This is a genomic window from Shewanella sp. OMA3-2 (genome assembly GCF_021513195.1).
GTDB lineage: Bacteria > Pseudomonadota > Gammaproteobacteria > Enterobacterales > Shewanellaceae > Shewanella.
Genome location: NZ_CP090974.1, coordinates 271,817 through 287,733, shown reverse-complemented (window position 1 = coordinate 287,733; position 15,917 = coordinate 271,817). Strand labels below are relative to the sequence as shown.

Annotated in this window: 28 protein-coding genes; all 28 read left to right on the top strand. The window is 44.3% G+C overall.

All coding sequences use genetic code 11. The features are described 5' to 3' along the window. Positions 1-32: 32 nt before the first annotated feature. Positions 33-2,129 carry an elongation factor G gene (gene fusA, locus L0B17_RS01340; protein WP_235087037.1) on the top strand — a complete coding sequence of 699 codons (2,097 nt, stop codon included), beginning with the start codon at positions 33-35 and terminating at the stop codon, positions 2,127-2,129. Between the two features lie 69 nt (positions 2,130-2,198). Then, positions 2,199-3,383 carry an elongation factor Tu gene (tuf, locus tag L0B17_RS01335; RefSeq protein ID WP_235087035.1) on the top strand — a complete coding sequence of 395 codons (1,185 nt, stop codon included), beginning with the start codon at positions 2,199-2,201 and terminating at the stop codon, positions 3,381-3,383. A gap of 346 nt (positions 3,384-3,729) precedes the next feature. Beyond that, positions 3,730-4,041 carry a 30S ribosomal protein S10 gene (gene rpsJ, locus L0B17_RS01330; protein ID WP_011635639.1) on the top strand — a complete coding sequence of 104 codons (312 nt, stop codon included), beginning with the start codon at positions 3,730-3,732 and terminating at the stop codon, positions 4,039-4,041. A gap of 27 nt (positions 4,042-4,068) precedes the next feature. Next, a complete protein-coding gene (rplC, locus tag L0B17_RS01325; protein WP_226411991.1) occupies positions 4,069-4,707 on the top strand; it encodes a 50S ribosomal protein L3 in 639 nt (212 codons plus the stop codon). A 17-nt stretch (positions 4,708-4,724) separates the two neighbouring features. After that, complete coding sequence (gene rplD, locus L0B17_RS01320; protein ID WP_235087034.1) at positions 4,725-5,330, top strand: 50S ribosomal protein L4; 606 nt, start codon at positions 4,725-4,727, stop codon at positions 5,328-5,330. Further along, on the top strand, positions 5,327-5,629 hold the full coding sequence (gene rplW, locus L0B17_RS01315) for a 50S ribosomal protein L23 (protein ID WP_226411987.1): 303 nt from the start codon (positions 5,327-5,329) through the stop codon (positions 5,627-5,629). Before rplD ends, rplW begins: the two co-directional genes overlap by 4 nt. Before the next feature lie 16 nt (positions 5,630-5,645). Beyond that, positions 5,646-6,470: a 50S ribosomal protein L2 gene (rplB, locus tag L0B17_RS01310; protein ID WP_226411985.1), complete on the top strand. Its 825-nt coding sequence runs from the start codon at positions 5,646-5,648 to the stop codon at positions 6,468-6,470. Positions 6,471-6,484: 14 nt separating this feature from the next. Beyond that, on the top strand, positions 6,485-6,763 hold the full coding sequence (gene rpsS, locus L0B17_RS01305) for a 30S ribosomal protein S19 (RefSeq protein ID WP_006083596.1): 279 nt from the start codon (positions 6,485-6,487) through the stop codon (positions 6,761-6,763). A 15-nt stretch (positions 6,764-6,778) separates the two neighbouring features. Continuing rightward, positions 6,779-7,111: a 50S ribosomal protein L22 gene (gene rplV, locus L0B17_RS01300; RefSeq protein WP_160056441.1), complete on the top strand. Its 333-nt coding sequence runs from the start codon at positions 6,779-6,781 to the stop codon at positions 7,109-7,111. A 12-nt stretch (positions 7,112-7,123) separates the two neighbouring features. Beyond that, positions 7,124-7,813, top strand: coding sequence for a 30S ribosomal protein S3 (gene rpsC / locus L0B17_RS01295; RefSeq protein ID WP_226411984.1), 690 nt, complete (start codon positions 7,124-7,126; stop codon positions 7,811-7,813). Positions 7,814-7,824: 11 nt separating this feature from the next. After that, entirely contained in the window at positions 7,825-8,235 is a 411-nt protein-coding gene (gene rplP, locus L0B17_RS01290) for a 50S ribosomal protein L16 (RefSeq protein ID WP_235087032.1), read from the top strand. Beyond that, the gene (rpmC, locus tag L0B17_RS01285) at positions 8,235-8,426 is read left to right on the top strand and encodes a 50S ribosomal protein L29 (RefSeq protein WP_006083592.1); all 192 of its coding nucleotides are present in this window, start codon (positions 8,235-8,237) and stop codon (positions 8,424-8,426) included. Before rplP ends, rpmC begins: the two co-directional genes overlap by 1 nt. Beyond that, entirely contained in the window at positions 8,426-8,674 is a 249-nt protein-coding gene (gene rpsQ / locus L0B17_RS01280) for a 30S ribosomal protein S17 (protein ID WP_188922997.1), read from the top strand. The genes rpmC and rpsQ overlap by 1 nt, the downstream gene beginning before the upstream one ends. A gap of 179 nt (positions 8,675-8,853) precedes the next feature. Next, on the top strand, positions 8,854-9,222 hold the full coding sequence (rplN, locus tag L0B17_RS01275) for a 50S ribosomal protein L14 (RefSeq protein ID WP_011494644.1): 369 nt from the start codon (positions 8,854-8,856) through the stop codon (positions 9,220-9,222). A gap of 12 nt (positions 9,223-9,234) precedes the next feature. Then, on the top strand, positions 9,235-9,549 hold the full coding sequence (gene rplX / locus L0B17_RS01270; protein ID WP_226411983.1) for a 50S ribosomal protein L24: 315 nt from the start codon (positions 9,235-9,237) through the stop codon (positions 9,547-9,549). 13 nt (positions 9,550-9,562) lie between these two features. After that, positions 9,563-10,102 carry a 50S ribosomal protein L5 gene (gene rplE / locus L0B17_RS01265; RefSeq protein WP_226411982.1) on the top strand — a complete coding sequence of 180 codons (540 nt, stop codon included), beginning with the start codon at positions 9,563-9,565 and terminating at the stop codon, positions 10,100-10,102. A 10-nt stretch (positions 10,103-10,112) separates the two neighbouring features. After that, a complete protein-coding gene (gene rpsN, locus L0B17_RS01260; protein WP_235087030.1) occupies positions 10,113-10,418 on the top strand; it encodes a 30S ribosomal protein S14 in 306 nt (101 codons plus the stop codon). A gap of 24 nt (positions 10,419-10,442) precedes the next feature. Then, on the top strand, positions 10,443-10,835 hold the full coding sequence (rpsH, locus tag L0B17_RS01255) for a 30S ribosomal protein S8 (protein ID WP_188959299.1): 393 nt from the start codon (positions 10,443-10,445) through the stop codon (positions 10,833-10,835). A 10-nt stretch (positions 10,836-10,845) separates the two neighbouring features. After that, complete coding sequence (gene rplF, locus L0B17_RS01250) at positions 10,846-11,379, top strand: 50S ribosomal protein L6 (protein ID WP_235087029.1); 534 nt, start codon at positions 10,846-10,848, stop codon at positions 11,377-11,379. A gap of 10 nt (positions 11,380-11,389) precedes the next feature. After that, a complete protein-coding gene (gene rplR / locus L0B17_RS01245) occupies positions 11,390-11,740 on the top strand; it encodes a 50S ribosomal protein L18 (RefSeq protein WP_188843805.1) in 351 nt (116 codons plus the stop codon). Positions 11,741-11,750: 10 nt separating this feature from the next. Then, a complete protein-coding gene (gene rpsE, locus L0B17_RS01240; protein ID WP_076502247.1) occupies positions 11,751-12,254 on the top strand; it encodes a 30S ribosomal protein S5 in 504 nt (167 codons plus the stop codon). A gap of 6 nt (positions 12,255-12,260) precedes the next feature. Next, entirely contained in the window at positions 12,261-12,443 is a 183-nt protein-coding gene (gene rpmD / locus L0B17_RS01235; protein ID WP_235087027.1) for a 50S ribosomal protein L30, read from the top strand. Between the two features lie 4 nt (positions 12,444-12,447). After that, the gene (gene rplO / locus L0B17_RS01230; RefSeq protein WP_226411978.1) at positions 12,448-12,882 is read left to right on the top strand and encodes a 50S ribosomal protein L15; all 435 of its coding nucleotides are present in this window, start codon (positions 12,448-12,450) and stop codon (positions 12,880-12,882) included. 7 nt (positions 12,883-12,889) lie between these two features. Next, complete coding sequence (gene secY, locus L0B17_RS01225; RefSeq protein ID WP_235087025.1) at positions 12,890-14,230, top strand: preprotein translocase subunit SecY; 1,341 nt, start codon at positions 12,890-12,892, stop codon at positions 14,228-14,230. A gap of 23 nt (positions 14,231-14,253) precedes the next feature. Next, a complete protein-coding gene (gene rpmJ, locus L0B17_RS01220) occupies positions 14,254-14,367 on the top strand; it encodes a 50S ribosomal protein L36 (protein WP_006083579.1) in 114 nt (37 codons plus the stop codon). Positions 14,368-14,485: 118 nt separating this feature from the next. Continuing rightward, the gene (gene rpsM, locus L0B17_RS01215) at positions 14,486-14,842 is read left to right on the top strand and encodes a 30S ribosomal protein S13 (RefSeq protein ID WP_226411976.1); all 357 of its coding nucleotides are present in this window, start codon (positions 14,486-14,488) and stop codon (positions 14,840-14,842) included. Between the two features lie 17 nt (positions 14,843-14,859). Further along, a complete protein-coding gene (gene rpsK / locus L0B17_RS01210) occupies positions 14,860-15,252 on the top strand; it encodes a 30S ribosomal protein S11 (RefSeq protein ID WP_011635661.1) in 393 nt (130 codons plus the stop codon). Between the two features lie 31 nt (positions 15,253-15,283). Then, positions 15,284-15,904, top strand: coding sequence for a 30S ribosomal protein S4 (gene rpsD / locus L0B17_RS01205; RefSeq protein ID WP_226411974.1), 621 nt, complete (start codon positions 15,284-15,286; stop codon positions 15,902-15,904). Positions 15,905-15,917 lie beyond the last annotated feature (13 nt).

Genomic DNA, 15,917 nt, shown 5'->3' with positions numbered 1-15,917 from the left:
GCAAAATTTGCTTTAGTTGAGAGGGTATAATCGTGGCTCGTACAACCCCAATTGAGCGTTATCGTAATATCGGTATTGTAGCTCATGTGGATGCAGGTAAAACTACCACAACTGAACGTGTTTTGTTCTATACCGGTCTGTCTCATAAAATTGGTGAGGTGCATGACGGCGCTGCTACTACGGACTGGATGGTACAAGAGCAAGAGCGGGGTATTACTATTACCTCGGCTGCTGTTACCACTTTCTGGCGTGGTATGGATGCTCAGTTCACTGAACACCGTATTAATATCATCGATACTCCAGGTCACGTTGATTTCACTATTGAAGTTGAGCGATCATTACGCGTGTTAGATGGTGCAGTGGTTGTTTTCTGCGGCTCATCAGGCGTTGAACCTCAATCAGAAACCGTTTGGCGTCAAGCTGACAAGTACCACGTTCCGCGTTTGGTATTTGTTAATAAGATGGACCGTACAGGTGCTGACTTTGACCGTGTTATCAGCCAAATTCGTAATCGTCTTGGAGCCACTTGTGTGCCTATTCAATTGAATATAGGTACAGAAGAGGATTTCAAAGGGGTTATTGATTTGATTAAGATGAAAGCCATCAATTGGTCTGAAGAAGATCAAGGGATGTCATTCACTTATGAAGAAATTCCAGCACATCTTGCTGCCAAAGCAGCAGATATGCGTGAGTACCTAGTGGAAGCTGCTGCTGAAGCCTCTGATGAACTGATGGATAAATACTTGGAAACAGGTGAACTGTCAGAAATTGAGATTAAGCATGCATTGCGTCAGCGCACTATCAATAATGAAATTGTCTTAGCAACCTGTGGTTCAGCATTTAAGAACAAAGGTGTTCAGGCAGTGTTAGATGCGGTGGTCGACTTCTTACCTGCGCCAGTTGATGTACCTGCAATTAAAGGTATTGATGAAGACGAGCAAGAAGTAGAACGTCCATCTGATGATAATGCCCCTTTTGCGGCATTAGCATTTAAGATAGCGACTGATCCATTTGTTGGAACACTTACTTTTATCCGCGTATATTCCGGTGTACTTCAATCAGGTGCTGCCGTTTACAATTCTGTTAAACAGAAACGTGAACGAATTGGTCGTATGGTGCAAATGCACGCAAATGATCGCTCTGAATTAAAAGAAGTGCGCGCGGGTGATATCGCTGCGGCCATTGGTTTAAAAGATGTAACAACGGGTGATACTCTTTGCGATATAGATCACAAAGTGATTCTAGAACGCATGGAGTTCCCAGAACCAGTAATTACCATTGCTGTTGAGCCTCGTTCACAGGCCGACCAAGATAAAATGGCGATTGCGTTGCAAAAATTAGCAGCGGAAGACCCATCATTCAAAGTCGAAACTGATGAAGATTCAGCTCAAATACTGATATCTGGAATGGGTGAGCTACACTTAGACATTATCGTTGACCGTATGCGTCGCGAATTTGGTGTTGAGTGTAACGTAGGTAAACCACAGGTTGCCTATCGTGAAACTATTCGTTCAAGTGTTGAAGTAGAAGGTAAGTTTATACGCCAATCCGGTGGACGAGGTCAATTTGGTCATGTATGGCTAAGAATTGACCCGCGTGAAGAAGGTGAAGGCTATGAATTTGTCAATGAAATTGTAGGTGGTACAGTTCCTCGTGAATTTATTCCTGCTGTTGACAAAGGTATTCAAGAACAGATGAAGAACGGCGTGTTAGCTGGCTACCCTGTACTTGACGTAAAGGTCACTTTATTCGATGGTTCATATCATGATGTGGATTCAAATGAAATGGCGTTTAAGATTGCGGGTTCTATGGGCTTCAAAAAGGGTGCGCTAGAAGCTACCCCTGTGTTGCTCGAACCTTGTATGAAAGTAGAAGTGACTACACCTGAAAATTATATGGGCGACGTAGTAGGTGACTTAAACCGCCGTCGTGGCATAATTGAAGGTATGGAAGATGGCATCGCTGGTGTTAAACTTATCCAAGCCGTAGTCCCTCTATCTGAAATGTTTGGTTATGCAACTGATTTGCGTTCAGCATCTCAGGGTCGTGCTTCATACTCTATGGAATTCTTGAAGTACGCAGATGCACCGCAAAACATTGCAAAAGCGATTATAGAATCTCGTAACTAATATTGGTTACGGCATAAATGTTATATTGCTCGAATTAAACGAGCACTTCTGAAAAGAAAGGAATATATCGTGGCAAAAGCTAAATTTGAACGTAAGAAGCCTCACGTAAACGTAGGCACCATCGGTCACGTTGACCATGGTAAAACAACTTTAACTGCAGCTATTTCTGCTGTGTTATCTAAGACTTATGGTGGTGAAGTGCGTAACTTCGCTCAAATCGATAACGCTCCTGAAGAGCGTGAGCGCGGTATTACAATTAATACTTCTCACATCGAATATGACACACCAATTCGTCACTATGCACACGTCGACTGTCCAGGTCACGCGGATTATGTTAAAAACATGATCACTGGTGCTGCACAGATGGATGGCGCAATCTTAGTAGTTGCTGCTACAGACGGCCCAATGCCACAAACACGTGAGCACATCCTACTTTCTCGTCAAGTAGGTGTACCTTTCATCATCGTATTCATGAACAAATGTGACATGGTAGATGACGAAGAATTACTAGAATTAGTAGAGATGGAAGTACGTGAACTTCTGTCAGAATACGACTTCCCAGGTGATGATTTACCAGTAATTCAAGGTTCAGCTCTTAAGGCACTAGAAGGCCAACCAGAGTGGGAAGCTAAAATTCTTGAGCTTGCAGAAGCACTAGATACTTATATTCCAGAGCCAGAGCGTGACATCGATAAGCCATTCCTACTACCAATCGAAGACGTATTCTCGATTTCTGGTCGTGGTACAGTGGTAACTGGTCGTGTTGAGCGTGGTATTGTACGCGTATCAGACGAAGTTGAAATTGTTGGTGTTAAAGACACAACTAAAACAACTTGTACTGGCGTAGAAATGTTCCGTAAGCTACTTGACGAAGGTCGTGCTGGCGAGAACTGTGGTGTGTTATTACGTGGTACTAAGCGTGATGACGTAGAACGTGGTCAAGTACTAGCTAAGCCAGGTTCAATCAACCCACACACTACTTTCGAATCAGAAGTATACGTGTTATCAAAAGAAGAAGGCGGACGTCACACTCCATTCTTCAAAGGATACCGTCCACAGTTTTACTTCCGTACAACGGACGTAACTGGAACTATCGAATTACCAGAAGGCGTAGAAATGGTAATGCCTGGTGATAACATCAAGATGGTAGTTACTTTGATTTACCCAATCGCGATGGACGACGGTTTACGTTTCGCTATCCGTGAAGGTGGCCGTACAGTTGGTGCTGGTGTTGTAGCTAAAATTATTGCTTAATTGCGAATTTAGTTAACATTGAAAAAGGAAGCCTAGGCTTCCTTTTTTATTGCAAAAAATTTACTAGTATTTTGATAATAATTGTGTAAAATGCTGCGCAACGAATTGTGTAGACTTATTTAGATATATCGCACAAAGGGCCTTGATCTTATAAATTAGATCTGTATAATTGCCCACTCGCTGCAGCTGCATTAGTGTAGTGAGCGAAAGAAAAGTCGATTTGGCTTTTCATATTCATAGCGACTCCGATTGGGAGTCGAACGGTTAAATCATCTCGCTCTGCATTTCCGATCAGGAAGTAGCAAGAGGGTGATTTTTTATGTGTCCATTTTAGGAGCTCTGGTCAATGCAGAACCAAAGAATCCGTATCCGCTTGAAAGGCTTTGATCATCGTTTAATTGATCAGTCTACAGCGGAAATCGTTGAAACTGCTAAGCGTACAGGCGCGCAGGTCCGTGGTCCTATTCCACTACCTACACGCAAAGAGCGTTATACCGTTTTGATCTCTCCGCACGTTAACAAAGATGCTCGTGATCAGTATGAAATTCGTACGCACAAGCGCTTAGTTGACATCGTAGAGCCAACAGAAAAGACAGTAGACGCGTTAATGCGTTTAGATCTTGCGGCTGGTGTCGACGTTCAGATTAGCTTAGGTTAATTGAGATCCTTAGAAGAGGTTTGAGAGATGGCTATCGGTCTTATTGGTCGTAAAGTGGGTATGACTCGCATCTTCACTGAAGATGGTACGTCAATCCCAGTAACAGTGATTGAAGTAGCTGGCAACCGCGTAACTCAAGTGAAAACTTTAGAAACTGACGGTTACCGTGCACTACAGTTAACTACAGGTACCAAAAAAGCCAATCGCATCACTAAAGCAGAAGCAGGTCATTTTGCCAAGGGCGGCGTAGTTGCCGGTCGTGGTTTATGGGAAGTGCGTCTAGCAGATGGTGAAGGCGAAGGCATTGAAGTTGGTGCTGAGCTTAATGTTGATATTTTCGCAGAAGTGGCGAAAGTAGACGTTACCGGTCAATCAAAAGGTAAAGGTTTCCAAGGCGGCGTTAAGCGTTGGAACTTCCGTACCCAAGATATGACTCACGGTAACTCTTTGGCTCACCGCTCGAATGGTTCTATCGGTCAGAACCAAACGCCCGGTCGTGTATTCAAAGGCAAGAAGATGTCAGGCCATATGGGTGCTGAACAAGTAACTACTCAAAATCTACACGTTGTACGTGTTGATGCAGAGCGTAACTTGATATTAGTACGCGGCGCTGTTCCAGGCGCTACAAATGGTGACTTGATTATCAAGCCAGCAGTTAAAGCTTAAGGTCTGAGGAGATAGTAATGGAATTGGTATTGAAAGACGCGCAGAGCGCTCTTGAAGTTTCCGAAACTACCTTCGGCCGTGACTTTAACGAGGCATTGGTTCATCAGGTAGTTGTAGCTTACGCTGCAAACGCACGTCAAGGCACTCGTGGCCAAAAGACGCGCGCGGAAGTTATTGGCTCAGGCAAAAAGCCTTGGCGCCAAAAAGGCACTGGCCGTGCTCGTGCCGGTAGTGTTAAAGGCCCAATCTGGCGTGGCGGTGGCGTAACATTCGCTGCTAAAACTCAAGATCACAGCCAAAAAGTTAACAAAAAGATGTACCGTGGTGCTTTAAGAAGCATATTTTCGGAATTGGTACGTCAAGAGCGTCTAGTTGTTGTTGAATCATTTAGTGTTGAAGCTCCTAAAACTAAAGAGCTAAAAGCTAAATTAGCAGCAATGAACTTACAAGATGTTCTAATTGTTACTGCAGAAGTTGATGAGAATTTATTCTTAGCAGCTCGCAACTTATACAAAGTTGACGTACGTGACGTTGCGGGTCTAGACCCAGTAAGTCTAATTGCGTTTAACACTGTTCTTGTTACTGCTGATGCAGTGAAGCAAATTGAGGAGATGCTAGCATGATCACCGAAGAACGTTTGCTAAAAGTTATTCTTGCTCCGCACATCTCTGAAAAGAGTACTGTTGTTGCAGAGAAAAACAACACTGTAGTTTTCCGCGTAGCAATCGATGCGACTAAAGCAGAGATCAAAGCTGCAGTAGCGAAGCTATTTGAAGTTGAAGTAGATACAGTTCGCACTTTAGTTAACAAAGGTAAAACCAAACGTACTGGCGCCCGTACAGGCCGTCGTAGCGATTGGAAAAAAGCTTATGTTACTTTAGCTGCTGGTGCTGACATCGATTTCGTCGGCGGCGCTGAGTAAGCAAAGGAGAATTATCATGGCAGTTATTAAGTGTAAGCCAACCTCTCCAGGTCGTCGCCACGTAGTTAAAGTGGTGAATACGGATCTGCATAAGGGTAAACCTTTTGCTGGCCTGTTGGCGAGAAAAACTAAAAGTGGTGGCCGTAACAATACTGGCCGTATCACTGTCCGTCACATTGGTGGTGGTCACAAGCAACATTACCGTCTAATCGACTTCAAACGCGATAAAGATGGGATTCCAGGAAAAGTTGAGCGCATTGAGTACGATCCAAACCGTACTGCGCACATTGCTTTAGTATTATACGCAGATGGTGAGCGTCGTTATATTCTTGCTGCTAAAGGCATGAAGTCTGGCGATCCAATCCAATCTGGTAATGATGCTGAAATCAAAACTGGTAACGCTAAACCGTTACGCAACATTCCTGTTGGTTCAGTTGTTCACGCAGTAGAAATGAAGCCTGGTAAAGGTGCTCAAATCGCTCGTTCAGCTGGTGCCTATGTACAAGTTGTTGCTCGTGATGGCGCATATGCAACTCTACGTCTTCGCTCTGGCGAAATGCGTAAAGTTCCAGTTGATTGCCGCGCGACATTTGGTGAAGTTGGAAATGCCGAACACATGCTACGCCAGTTAGGTAAAGCAGGTGCTAAGCGCTGGAGAGGCGTACGCCCAACAGTGCGTGGTGTTGCAATGAACCCAGTAGACCATCCACATGGTGGTGGTGAAGGCCGTACTTCTGGTGGACGTCATCCAGTGAGTCCATGGGGTGTGCCAACTAAGGGTTATAAAACTCGTAGTAATAAGCGCACTGACAAGTACATCGTACGTCGTCGTAATAAATAGTAAGAGGATTCGCCATGCCACGTTCTCTCAAGAAAGGTCCCTTCATTGACCTGCACTTGCTGAAGAAGGTAGAGAAAGCGATGGAAGCGGGAGATAAAAAGCCAATTAAAACTTGGTCTCGCCGCTCAATGATCATCCCTAATATGATTGGGTTGACCATCGCTGTCCATAATGGTCGTCAGCACGTACCTGTGTTCGTAACTGACGAAATGATCGGCCACAAGCTTGGTGAATTTTCACCAACTCGCACTTATCGCGGCCATGCTGCAGATAAGAAAGCGAAGAAGCGTTAATACGGGAGGAATAAGATGGAAGTTTTAGCTAAACATCGTTTTGCTCGTACGTCTGCGCAGAAGGCCCGTCTAGTTGCTGATCAAATTCGCGGATTGCCTGTTTCTAAGGCACTCGAGATTTTGACATTCAGCCCCAAGAAAGCCGCCGTACTAGTTAAAAAAGTACTTGACTCAGCTATAGCAAACGCCGAACACAACGAAGGTGCGGATATTGATGAGCTTAAAGTTGGAGCCGTCTTCGTAGATGAAGGCCCAACTATGAAGCGTATCATGCCACGTGCCAAAGGTCGCGCTGATCGTATCATGAAGCGTACCAGCCACATTACTGTGGTTGTATCAGATCGCTAGGAGAAGAGAGCAATGGGACAGAAAGTACATCCTAATGGTATCCGTTTGGGTATCACTAAGCCTTGGATCTCTACCTGGTACGCAGATGGATCAGACTATGCAAATAATCTGAACAGCGACTGGGAAGTGCGTCAATATTTAACTGAAAAGTTAAAGGCCGCATCAGTATCTAAGATTGTCATTGAACGCCCAGCGAAAAGCATCCGCGTTACTATTCACACTGCCCGTCCAGGTGTTGTGATTGGTAAGAAAGGTGAAGACGTTGAAGTACTACGTGCATATGTGTCTAAAATCACAGGCACTACTGCTCAAATCAACATCGCTGAAATCCGTAAGCCTGAATTAGACGCTAAGCTTGTTGCTGACAGTATTGCTCAGCAGTTAGAGCGCCGTGTTATGTTCCGTCGTGCTATGAAGCGCGCAGTTCAAAACGCAATGCGTATTGGTGCCCAAGGTATCAAGGTTCAAGTAAGCGGCCGTTTAGGTGGTGCTGAAATCGCACGTGCAGAATGGTATCGTGAAGGTCGTGTACCTTTGCATACTTTACGTGCTGATATCGACTATTCAACAGCTGAAAGTCACACGCAATATGGTGTGATTGGTATTAAAGTTTGGATCTTCAAAGGCGAAGTTCTAGACGGTATGATGCCTGCTATTGAAGAGCCAAAGCAGCAACCTAAGCGTAAGCCTCGTGGTAAATAGGAGAAACTTTAATGCTGCAACCTAAACGTATGAAGTTTCGCAAGATGTTCAAAGGCCGCAACCGTGGTCTAGCGAACGGTACTGAAGTTAACTTTGGTACTTTCGGTTTGAAAGCAGTCGGCCGTGGCCGTTTAACTGCACGTCAAATTGAATCTGCACGTCGTGCCATGACACGTCATGTTAAACGTCAAGGACAAATTTGGATTCGAGTTTTCCCTGACAAGCCAATTACCTCTAAGCCTCTTGAAGTGCGTATGGGTAAAGGTAAAGGTAACGTTGAATACTGGGTATGTCAGATTCAACCTGGTAAGGTTCTTTATGAGATGGGTGGTGTTCCTGAATCGTTGGCTCGTGAAGCCTTCGCTTTAGCAGCGGCAAAACTACCTCTAAAGACTACCTTCGTAACTAAGACGGTGATGTAATGAAAGCGAGCGAACTAAGAGAAAAGAGCGTTGAAGAACTTAACGCTGAATTACTTGGTCTGCTGCGTGAGCAGTTTAACCTGCGTATGCAACACGCTACTGGTCAATTGACTCAAACGAATCAATTGAAACTAGTGCGTCGTAACATTGCACGTGTTAAGACCATTATTACTTCTAAGGCAGGTGCGTAATGTCTGATAAAATCCGTACTTTGCAAGGTAAAGTAATTAGTAACAAAATGGAAAAATCTATTACTGTTGCTATTGAGCGCCAAGTGAAACATCCTATTTATGGGAAGTACATTAAGCGTACTACTAAGATCCATGCACATGACGAAACTAATCAGTGTAATGAAGGTGACATCGTGACTATTAGTCAGTGTCGTCCTCTATCTAAGACTAAGTCTTGGACCCTAGCTGAAGTAGTAACCAAAGCCTAATTTTGTATTAGGTTAATCTAAACGGCTCCTTATTTTGGAGCCGTTTGTTTTTTTACTATGCAATCCGATATTGTGGTGTTATACTTGCGCGCCAAAATTGAGTAAAACTATCCTCATATTTTGGCTAAATATTGTCCCAATATTGGGATTTGTGTAGTAACGATAGCGGAGCACTTAAAATGATCCAAATGCAATCGACTCTAGACGTCGCATGTAATAGTGGCGCACGTAGAGTTCAGTGTATTAAGGTCTTGGGTGGCTCTCATCGTCGTTATGCCGGTATCGGCGACATTATCAAAGTTTCTGTTAAAGAAGCGATTCCTCGCGCTAAAGCGAAGAAAGGTGATGTATATAACGCGGTGGTAGTCCGTACTAAGAAAGGCGTACGTCGTCCAGACGGTTCTGTCATTCGCTTCGATCGGAATGCAGCGGTATTGCTTAATGCAAACCTTGCACCGATTGGTACTCGTATCTTTGGACCAGTGACACGTGAATTGCGTACTGAGCAATTTATGAAGATTGTCTCTCTGGCACCTGAAGTACTGTAAGGAGCTTTCAAAATGGCAGCAAAAATCCGTCGTGAAGACGAAGTGATTGTATTAGCAGGTAAAGACAAGGGTAAACGCGGTAAGGTTTCTCAAGTTCTACCTACTGGTAAATTAATTGTTGAAGGCATCAATCTCGTTAAGAAACACCAAAAGCCAAACCCACAATTGGGCGTAGCTGGCGGCGTTATCGAGAAAGAAGCACCGATGCAAACATCAAACGTAGCGATCTTTAACCAAGCCACAGGCAAGGCGGATCGTGTTGGTTTCCGATTTGAAAACGACAAAAAAGTCCGTTTTTATAAATCGAACAGCGAACTCGTTAAGTAATTTGGAGTAAACGATGGCGAAACTGCATGATAAATATCAAGAGACTGTAATCGCTGAACTAGCTAAAAAGTTCGGTTATAGCAGTGTCATGCAAGTCCCTCGGATTGATAAAATCACCCTTAATATGGGTGTTGGCGAAGCTGTTGCAGATAAGAAAGTTATGGAGCATGCGCTTCGTGACATGACTGCAATCGCTGGTCAAAAGCCAATTGTAACTGTTGCTCGTAAATCAGTTGCTGGCTTTAAAATCCGTGAAGGCTACCCTATAGGCTGTAAAGTTACCCTACGCGGTGAGCGTATGTGGGAATTTTTAGAGCGTCTAGTTGACATTGCAATTCCACGTATTCGTGACTTCCGTGGCTTAAGCGCTAAAGCGTTTGACGGCCGTGGTAACTACGCAATGGGTGTGAAAGAACAGATCATCTTCCCTGAGATCGATTACGATAAAATCGATAAAATTCGTGGTATGGATATTGTTATCACTACTACTGCGAAGAATGATGAAGAAGGTCGTGCTTTGTTGACCGCTTTTAACTTCCCATTTAAGAAATAAGGGTAGCATAATGGCTAAAACATCTATGAAAGCACGTGAAGCAAAACGTGCACAGCTCGTAGCTAAGTATGCTGAAAAGCGTCTAGCACTTAAAGCTGCTATCAGCAGCCCAGAGACTTCTGAAGAAGATCGTTGGGATGCGGTACTTAAGTTGCAAGCACTACCACGTGATTCAAGCGCATCGCGTCAACGCAATCGCTGTAATCAAACTGGTCGCCCACATGGCTTCTTACGTAAATTCGGCTTAAGCCGTATTAAATTACGTGAAGCAACCATGCGTGGTGAAGTTCCTGGCCTACGTAAGGCCAGCTGGTAAGCACTTGTCACGGAGTAAGCTAATATGAGCATGCAAGATCCTATTGCGGATATGTTAACCCGTATTCGTAACGGCCAAGCTGCTAACCACGTATCTGTAAAGATGCCTTCAGCTAAGTTAAAAGTAGCAATTGCGAAATTACTTAAAGATGAAGGTTTCATTACTGACTACGCCGTAGCAGATGAAGCTAAGCCTGAATTAGAAATTACATTAAAGTACTTTCAAGGCAAACCAGTCGTTGAGACTATCCAGCGCGTAAGCCGTCCTGGTCTTCGTATTTACAAAGGTAAAGACGAACTACCAAAGGTTATGGGCGGTCTGGGTATCGCAATTGTGTCCACTTCTAAAGGCTTGATGACTGATCGTGCCGCCCGCCAATTTGGCTCGGGTGGCGAGGTTATCTGCTACGTAGCGTAAGGAGTTAGTAATGTCTCGTGTTGCAAAAGCACCAGTCACTATCCCTGCTGGCGTAGAGGTGACTTTAAACGAACAGACTCTTACCGTCAAAGGCGGTAAAGGTAGTCTGACTCGAGTAATCAACAATGCGGTAAATGTTGTTATCGAAGATGCACAAGTTAAGTTTCTACCTGTCGAAGGCTTTGAAAAAGCTTGGGCACAGGCAGGTACGGCACGTGCACTCGTAAACAATATGGTTGTTGGTGTATCTCAAGGTTTTGTGAAAAAACTTAAACTTGTTGGTGTAGGTTACCGTGCGAAAATCGCTGGTAGTGACTTAGATTTAACATTAGGTTTCTCACATCCATTAGTACACAAGCTACCCGCAGGCGTGACAGTAGAATGTCCTAGCCAAACTGAGATCGTCTTAACAGGCGTTGATAAACAGTTGGTTGGTCAGGTTGCTGCAAACATTCGTGGTTACCGTCCACCAGAGCCTTATAAAGGTAAAGGTGTTCGCTATGACGACGAAGTTGTACGCCGTAAAGAGGCTAAGAAGAAGTAGGTAACGCGATATGGATAAGAAAACATCTCGCTTACGTCGCGCTACTCGTGCACGTAAGAAGATCCAAGAGCTAGGCGTGAATCGTCTGGTTGTACATCGTACACCGCGTCACATTTATGCTCAGGTTATTAGTCCTGAAGCTCAGGTGTTAGCTGCCGCTTCAACTGTTGAAAAAACAGTTAAAGAGCAACTAAAGAGTACCGGAAACGTAGATGCGGCTAAAGCAATTGGTAAACTAGTTGCTGAGCGTGCGATCGAGAAGGGCGTAGCTACAGTTGCGTTCGACCGTTCTGGTTTCAAGTATCACGGACGTGTGGCTGCATTAGCAGACGCTGCTCGTGAAGCTGGCCTGAAGTTCTAAGGGGTTATAAATGGCTAAATTAGAAGCTCAGCAAAAAGACGATTTGCAAGAAAAATTGATTGCAGTTAATCGTGTTTCTAAAGTAGTTAAGGGCGGTCGTATCTTTAGCTTCACAGCACTAACAGTAGTGGGTGACGGTAATGGTAAGATTGGCTATGGCTATGGTAAAGCGCGTGAAGTTCCAGCTGCAATTCAAAAAGCAATGGAAAAAGCGCGTCGTAACATTGTGACCGTTGAGTTGAATGCAGGTACTCTGCATCACCCAGTTAAAGGTCGCCATACAGGCTCACTTGTGTACATGCAACCTGCATCACAAGGTACCGGTATTATTGCCGGTGGCGCAATGCGTGCCGTATTGGAAGTAGCAGGCGTTCATAACGTTCTGTCAAAAGCATACGGTTCTACTAACCCGATCAACATCGTTCGCGCAACAGTCGATGCGTTGGTGCACATGAAGTCACCTGCTCAAATCGCTGCTAAACGTGGCCTGAATGTTGACGAAATTCGGGGATAATGCACCATGGCTACTAAAACAGTTAAAGTAACACAGACTAAAAGCAGCATCGGTCGTTTACCAAAACACCGTGCTACCCTAACAGGTTTAGGTCTGCGCCGTATTGGTCATACAGTTGAGCTTGAAGATACTCCTTCAGTTCGCGGTATGATCAACAAGGTTTACTACATGGTTTCGGTGGAGGAATAAGATAATGCGTCTAAATACTCTATCTCCAGCAGCAGGTTCTAAATCTGCTCCTAAGCGTGTGGGCCGTGGTATTGGTTCTGGTTTAGGTAAAACCGCAGGTCGTGGTCATAAGGGACAAAAGTCTCGTTCTGGCGGCGGTGTGCGTGTAGGTTTTGAAGGCGGTCAAATGCCTCTTAAAATCCGTTTACCTAAGTTCGGCTTTACCTCTCGCAAAGCTTTGGTTTCAGCTGAAGTTCGTTTACTCGAACTAGCAAAAGTTAACGGTGATGTCATCGATTTGAACACTCTGAAAGCTGCGAACGTTATTACTCGCAATATCCAGTTTGCGAAAATCGTTCTTTCAGGTACCATTGAGCGCCCTGTGACTGTTAAAGGTCTAAAGGTAACCAAAGGTGCACGTGCAGCTATTGAAGCTGCCGGTGGCAAGATCGAGGAATAATACGTCGATGGCAAAACCAGGACTTGATTTAAAAAGCGCGAAAGGCGGTTTATCTGAACTGAAAACTCGTCTTCTGTTCGTGATTGGTGCGATTATCGTCTTTAGAGCCGGTTCGTTTGTGCCAATTCCTGGTATTGACGCAGCTGTATTAGCAGAGCTTTTTGCTCAGCAAAAAGATACCATCCTTGGCATGTTTAACATGTTCTCGGGTGGTGCTTTAGAGCGTGCCTCTATCTTTGCATTAGGTATCATGCCGTACATTTCGGCATCGATTATCATGCAGTTATTGACTGTTGTGCATCCTGCACTTGCTGAATTGAAAAAAGAAGGCGAGTCAGGGCGTAAAAAGATTAGTCAATATACTAGATATGGCACACTTGTACTGGGTACATTGCAGTCTATCGGTATCGCGACAGGTTTACCAAATTTAGTCCCTGGCCTTGTGGCAAATGTTGGATTTGGATTTTACTTTGTTGCTGTTGTGAGTCTAGTCACTGGAACTATGTTCCTAATGTGGCTAGGTGAACAGATTACCGAACGTGGTATTGGTAATGGTATCTCGATATTAATTTTCGCAGGTATTGTTGCAGGACTACCATCGGCTATCGGCTCAACAGCCGAGCAGGCGCGTCAAGGTGACTTGAATGTATTGGTACTACTGTTGCTCGCGGTTATTGTATTTGCTGTAACTTACTTTGTAGTGTTTGTGGAACGTGGACAACGTCGTATCGTTGTTAACTATGCTAAGCGCCAACAAGGCCGTAAGGTCTTCGCTGCACAAAGCACTCATTTACCACTTAAAGTGAACATGGCAGGTGTAATTCCACCAATTTTTGCTTCCAGCATTATTTTGTTTCCAGGCACACTGGCTCAGTGGTTTGGACAAAATGAGTCTATGTCATGGTTAAGCGATTTCGCTTTAGCTGTGTCACCAGGGCAACCGCTGTATTCATTATTGTACGCGACAGCAATTATCTTTTTCTGTTTCTTCTATACTGCGTTGGTTTTTAATCCACGCGAAACAGCAGATAATTTGAAAAAGAGTGGTGCATTCATTCCTGGGATTCGTCCCGGTGAACAGACTTCGCGTTACATTGATAAAGTAATGACACGTTTAACCTTAGCGGGTGCGTTGTATATTACCTTTATCTGCTTAATTCCGGAGTTCATGTTAATTGCGTGGAAAGTACAGTTCTATTTTGGCGGTACTTCGCTACTAATTATAGTAGTCGTGATCATGGACTTCATGGCTCAGGTTCAGACCCATATGATGTCTCATCAGTATGAGTCTGTGATGAAGAAAGCTAATCTAGTCAACAAAGCGAATTTAGATCGCTTTGGAAAATAAGTTAGCTTTTACGGAGTGATGAAATGAAAGTTCGAGCTTCCGTGAAGAAGATCTGCCGTAATTGCAAGATCGTCAAGCGTAGTGGTGTTGTTCGCGTGATATGTGTTGAACCAAAACACAAACAGCGTCAAGGCTAAGTAAGAAGTTGGTCAGCCCAATAATGGGCTGACCAAAAATATTGTTTGCAAATTTGTTGTCTGTCGAGTATCCTTTCGGGCTTTTCGCAGATAGCCTTTAACATTTAAGGAGTGCATAGTGGCCCGTATCGCTGGCATTAACATTCCTGATCAAAAGCATACAGTCATCGCATTGACTGCTATTTTTGGTATTGGACGTACAAGCGCAAGAGCAATCTGTGCTGCTACTTCAATTGCTGAAGATGCTAAGATCAAGGAATTGAGCGAAGCTCAAATAGATATCCTACGCGAAGAAGTCGCCAAATATGCTGTAGAAGGTGATTTACGTCGTGAGATTTCAATGAACATCAAGCGTCTTATGGATCTTGGTTGTTATCGTGGTCTCCGCCATCGTCGTAGCCTGCCACTTCGTGGGCAACGTACTAAGACCAATGCGCGTACGCGTAAAGGTCCACGTAAACCAATCAGAAAGTAACGGGAAGGTAAACCAAAATGGCTAAAGTTCCGTCACGTTCTCCGCGTAAGCGCGTACGTAAACAGGTTGCAGATGGCATGGCTCATATCCATGCGTCTTTCAACAACACAATCGTAACCATTACCGATCGTCAAGGTAATGCTTTATCTTGGGCTACCTCAGGTGGTTCTGGTTTTCGTGGTTCACGTAAATCGACCCCGTTTGCTGCACAGGTTGCTGCGGAGCGTGCAGGTATTGCTGCGCAAGATTATGGTGTTAAAAACCTTGAAGTTTTTGTGAAGGGTCCAGGTCCAGGGCGTGAATCAGCGATTCGCGCACTGAACGCAGTTGGTTACAAAATAACCAATATTACTGATGTGACACCTATCCCTCACAATGGTTGTCGTCCACCTAAAAAACGTCGTGTATAACACTACGTTATAGGATAGTTGGAGAAAGATCATGGCAAGATACTTGGGTCCTAAGCTCAAGCTCAGCCGCCGAGAAGGTACAGACCTTTTCTTAAAAAGCGGTGTGAGAGCAATCGAATCGAAGTGTAAGCTGGAAACTGCACCAGGACAACATGGCGCTCGTAAGCCACGTTTGTCTGAGTATGGTACTCAGTTACGCGAGAAACAAAAAGTTCGTCGTATTTACGGTGTGTTAGAAAAACAATTCCGTAACTACTACAAAGAAGCTGCACGTTTAAAAGGCAACACAGGTGAGAACTTGTTACAACTTTTAGAAGTCCGCCTAGATAACGTAGTTTATCGTATGGGTTTCGGTTCTACTCGTGCAGAATCACGTCAGCTAGTAAGCCATAAATCAATTATGGTTAACGGTCGTGTTGTTAACATTCCGTCATTCAAAGTGTCTGCGAATGATGTTGTAAGCATCCGTGAAAAATCACGCACTCAAGCTCGTATTAAAGCGGCTTTAGAAGTGGCTGGTCAACGCGAAAAGCCTACATGGGTAGAAGTCGACAATGCGAAAATGGAAGGTGCTTTCAAGCGTCTACCAGAACGTAGCGATTTGTCTGCGGATATTAACGAACAGCTGATCGTCGAGCTTTACTCTAAGTAAAGCTAACAAACAA